Origin of the sequence: Actinophytocola sp., assembly GCF_050699935.1 — a bacterium.
GTDB lineage: Bacteria > Actinomycetota > Actinomycetes > Mycobacteriales > Pseudonocardiaceae > Actinophytocola.
The window spans coordinates 1-3,334 of the sequence record NZ_JBOHGB010000281.1 but is presented as its reverse complement, the minus strand read 5'-3'; the positions used below and the strand labels follow the sequence as shown (position 1 = coordinate 3,334).

Below are 3,334 nucleotides of genomic sequence, written 5' to 3'. Positions count from 1 at the left end.
GACTACATGCAGCCCAACCGGTACGTCACGCTCAACTCGCTGCCGGTCACCCCGACCGGCAAGCTCGACCGGTCCGCGCTGCCGGAGCCGGTGTGGGGCCGGCACAAGACGACGACCGTCGCACCCCACACCGACGTCGAGCGGCGGATCGCGGCGATCTGGCGGGAGGTGCTCGGCATCCCGCCGGACGCCACGCTCGGCGTGCACGACGACTTCTTCCTCCTCGGCGGCCACTCGCTGACCGCGACCCAGCTGCTCGCACGCATCCGGAGCACGCTGTCCGCACAGGTGCCGCTCGCCACCCTGATCAAGGCGCCGACGATCGCCGGGCTGGCCGAGGCGATCCGCCCGCCGGCGGGCGGATCGCACACCGCGGCGATCCGCGACGCCGCTCAGCGGTAGCCGGTCGCGTCCGCGGGCTTGCCCTGGCTCTCCACCTCGGTGAGGTAGCGCCAGGCGTCCGGGCGGCTGCCGTCGGCGTCGTCGAAGTCGTAGACCTTCGCCAGCTGGCCGGACGAGAGCGACTGGCCGTTCCAGCGCGCCGCCTCCGGGTCCGCGGCCAGCGCGGCCGCGGCCCGGCCCACGAACACCGGGGACTCGGAGATCACGAAGTGCGGCTGGTGCGACGTGGCGTCGCGCCAGTTGTCCTCCGTGACGCCGAACGCGTCCAGCATCGCCTCCGAGCGCAGCCAGCCCGGCGTGAGCGCGACCGCCGTGCAGCCGTACTCGCGCAGCTCCTCGGACTGCGCCAGCGCGAGCCGCTGCACGGACGTCTTCACCAGGTCGTAGAACAGGCCGGCGTCCTTGCGGTAGTTCGCGTTGTACTCGGCGGTCCCGTCGGTCATCTCGATCACCAGGCCACCCGGGCGGCGGATCAGCAGCGGCAGCGCGAAGTGGCTGGTGATCGCGTGCGTCTCGACGCCCAGCCGGAGCATCCGTAAGCCGCCGTCGAGGGAGTGCTCCCACAGCTTCTTGCCGAACGTCAGGTAGACGTCGCCACCCCAGATGTCGTTGACCAGCACGTCCAGCCGGCCGCGCTCGGTGTCGATCCGCTCGACCAGCGCGCGCACGGCGTCCGGCTCGAGGTGGTCGACGCGGACCGCGACACCCGTGCCGCCCGCGGCGCCCACCAGCTCGGCGGTCTCCTCGATCGTCTCCGGGCGGTTCACCTCCGAGCGCTGCTCGCGCGTGGTCCGCCCGGTCACGTACACCGTCATGCCCAACCGGCCCAGCTCGACCGCGATCGCCCGGCCGGCCGCCCGCGTTCCTCCGGCGACGAGCGCCACCTTGTCTGTGCTCATGCACTCGACCTCTGACATTTCTACGGCTCGGCCTCCACCAGCCGCTTGAGCGCGTCGAGCTGGCCGCCGTCGGCGCGGCGGATCGCGGCCCGCAGCGCCGGGGCGACCAGCCGCCAGAGCGCGGCGGTGGTGACGTCGGCGACGAGGGTCGCGCGGGTCGTGCCGCCGGCCGGCTCCAGGGAGTAGACGTAGTCGGCCCGCACGCCGCCTCGCACGGACGTGAGCGTGACCGACTCGCCGGGCCGCACCGCGGTGATCTCGCTGGTGCGCTCCCGCTTGCGCGCGAGGTACCGCAGCGTCGTGTCGTCGACGTCGGTCACCTCGTCCACGCCGGGCATCCAGTCGGGCACACGGCGCCAGTCGGTCAGCACCCGCCAGACGGTCTCCGGCGGGCGGTCGATGACCTGCGTGGCGACGAAGGCTCTGCTCATGCCGCGAACCCTGCGCCGGCCCGGGACGGGTGTCTTGGACGGATTTCACATCGGATTTCACATGGGCACGAAGCCCGGCTCGACCTCGTCCGGGCGGTAGCGGCGCTGCGCGGCCTGGTACTGCGAGGGCGTGACGCCGGTGTGCCGCTTGAAGTCGCGGATGAGGTGGGCCTGGTCGAACCAGCCGAGCGAGCCGGCCAGCTCGGTCCACGCGATCCGGCCGTAGACGTCGATGTGCTCCAGCAGGCGGCGCACGCGCAGGATCCGGGCGAGCGTGCGCGGGCCGAGGCCGACGACGCGGGCGAACTCGCGGTCGAGGTGGCCGTGGGTCACGCCGAGCGCGGCGGCCAGCTCAGCGATGTTGCGCGCGGGCTCGGCCTCGAGCGCGGCGACGGCCCGCGCGCAGCGGTCGACGCCCTTCGTGTCGGCGCCCCGCAGCGTGGCCTGGAGCGTGGCCTCGACGTGCCGGAGCATCTCCTCGGGCGTCCCGGTCAGCTCGGCGCGGAGCCGGTCCGCGGGCGGCCAGCCGGTGACCCGGCCACGCAGCGGGCCGGGGTCGAGCCCGAGCGCGGCCCGGCAGCCGACGGGCGTGGTGACGATGCCGAGGCAGTGGGTCTCGGCGGTGGGCTCGTTGACGATGGGCCGATCGTGCGGCCCGATGAGGAATCCGGTGGTGGCAAGGAACGGCGGGCCGCCGGCGGGGGTCTGGCGAATGGGCGACCCGAGCACGACCGCGGCGACGGTGGAGCCGGTGGGCGCGATGAGCTCGCCGTCGTGGTCGATCCGGCCGCGGGCGTACCAGATCAACTCGACGTAGCGGTCCAGCGGTGCCGCCGGTGTCCGCGTGACATAGGCGAACTCCACGGAGGAAATCTAGTGCGGTGGCCCGGCTCGAGGCCCAAAAGGACGCGGCTACTACCCTTTGTCATGCCGTTGGGCCATTTGGGTAGACAAGCCCAGGGACATCGATCTGTCGCTGGCAGCGTTCTACTGTGAGGTCCGCAGGCCGTGCGAGGCACGGCCTGCTGGCGTCAGGAGCGAGGCGGGCGATGGGGCGTCGGGCTGTGGTTCGCGAGGTGCTCGCTGCGCGCGAGCTCCGCGCGTTCTGGGCCGGCGAGCTGCTGTCGGTCGCTGGTGACCAGCTGGCTCGCGTGGGACTCGCGGTGCTGGTGTACCGCGAGACGTCCTCGGCTGCCTGGACCGCGCTGGCATTCGCGCTGACCTTCCTGCCCTCGCTGCTCGGCGGCGCCCTGTTCCGGCGACTGTCCCACCGCCTGCCGCGCCGCGAGGTCGTCGTCGCCGGCCACCTCGCCCGCGTGGCCGTCGCCGGGCTGCTCGCCGCCTCGCTGCCGGTCCCCGTGCTGCTCGGGCTCGCCGGTGTCCTCGGGCTCGCCGGCGGACCGGCCCGCGCGGCACTACCCGACATCCCCGCGCACGTCATGCGGAAGGTCGCCACCCTGGCCGCGCACGTCGCCGGCCTGCTCGCCGGCGGTGCGCTGCTCGTACTCGCCGGGCCACCCGTGGCACTGGGGCTCTGCGCCGTGACGTTCGCCACGGCCGCGGCCGTCGTGCTGCTCGGCGTGCGGCACCGGCCGGCCGAGC

General features: G+C 73.6%; 4 protein-coding genes and 1 pseudogene. 2 read left to right on the top strand and 3 right to left on the bottom strand.

Annotated elements, in window-relative coordinates:
- Nucleotides 1-402, top strand: a 402-nt coding sequence (locus tag ACRDTB_RS37805; RefSeq protein ID WP_431437081.1) for a phosphopantetheine-binding protein, incomplete at its 5' end; no start/stop codon positions are given.
- Here ACRDTB_RS37805 and ACRDTB_RS37800 read toward each other — a convergent pair.
- Genes ACRDTB_RS37800 through ACRDTB_RS37790 form a run of 3 tightly spaced genes read right to left on the bottom strand, consistent with a single transcriptional unit; the run spans nucleotide 393 to nucleotide 2,596 of the window.
- Nucleotides 393-1,301: an SDR family oxidoreductase gene (locus ACRDTB_RS37800; protein ID WP_431437080.1), complete on the bottom strand. Its 909-nt coding sequence runs from the start codon at nucleotides 1,299-1,301 to the stop codon at nucleotides 393-395. The genes ACRDTB_RS37805 and ACRDTB_RS37800 overlap by 10 nt on opposite strands.
- Before the next feature lie 20 nt (nucleotides 1,302-1,321).
- Nucleotides 1,322-1,732, bottom strand: a complete 411-nt coding sequence (locus ACRDTB_RS37795; protein ID WP_431437078.1) for an SRPBCC family protein — start codon at nucleotides 1,730-1,732, stop codon at nucleotides 1,322-1,324.
- Nucleotides 1,733-1,789: 57 nt separating this feature from the next.
- Nucleotides 1,790-2,596, bottom strand: a complete 807-nt coding sequence (locus ACRDTB_RS37790; RefSeq protein WP_431437077.1) for a helix-turn-helix domain-containing protein — start codon at nucleotides 2,594-2,596, stop codon at nucleotides 1,790-1,792.
- A 185-nt stretch (nucleotides 2,597-2,781) separates the two neighbouring features.
- Here ACRDTB_RS37790 and ACRDTB_RS37785 point away from each other — a divergent pair.
- Nucleotides 2,782-3,334: pseudogene (locus tag ACRDTB_RS37785) on the top strand (MFS transporter); the annotation flags it as partial.

Coding starts and splice junctions, on each gene's coding strand:
- ACRDTB_RS37800 (WP_431437080.1), bottom strand. CDS start 1,301: ATGAGCACAGACAAGGTGGCGCTCGTCGCCGGAGGAACGCGGGCGGCC.
- ACRDTB_RS37795 (WP_431437078.1), bottom strand. CDS start 1,732: ATGAGCAGAGCCTTCGTCGCCACGCAGGTCATCGACCGCCCGCCGGAG.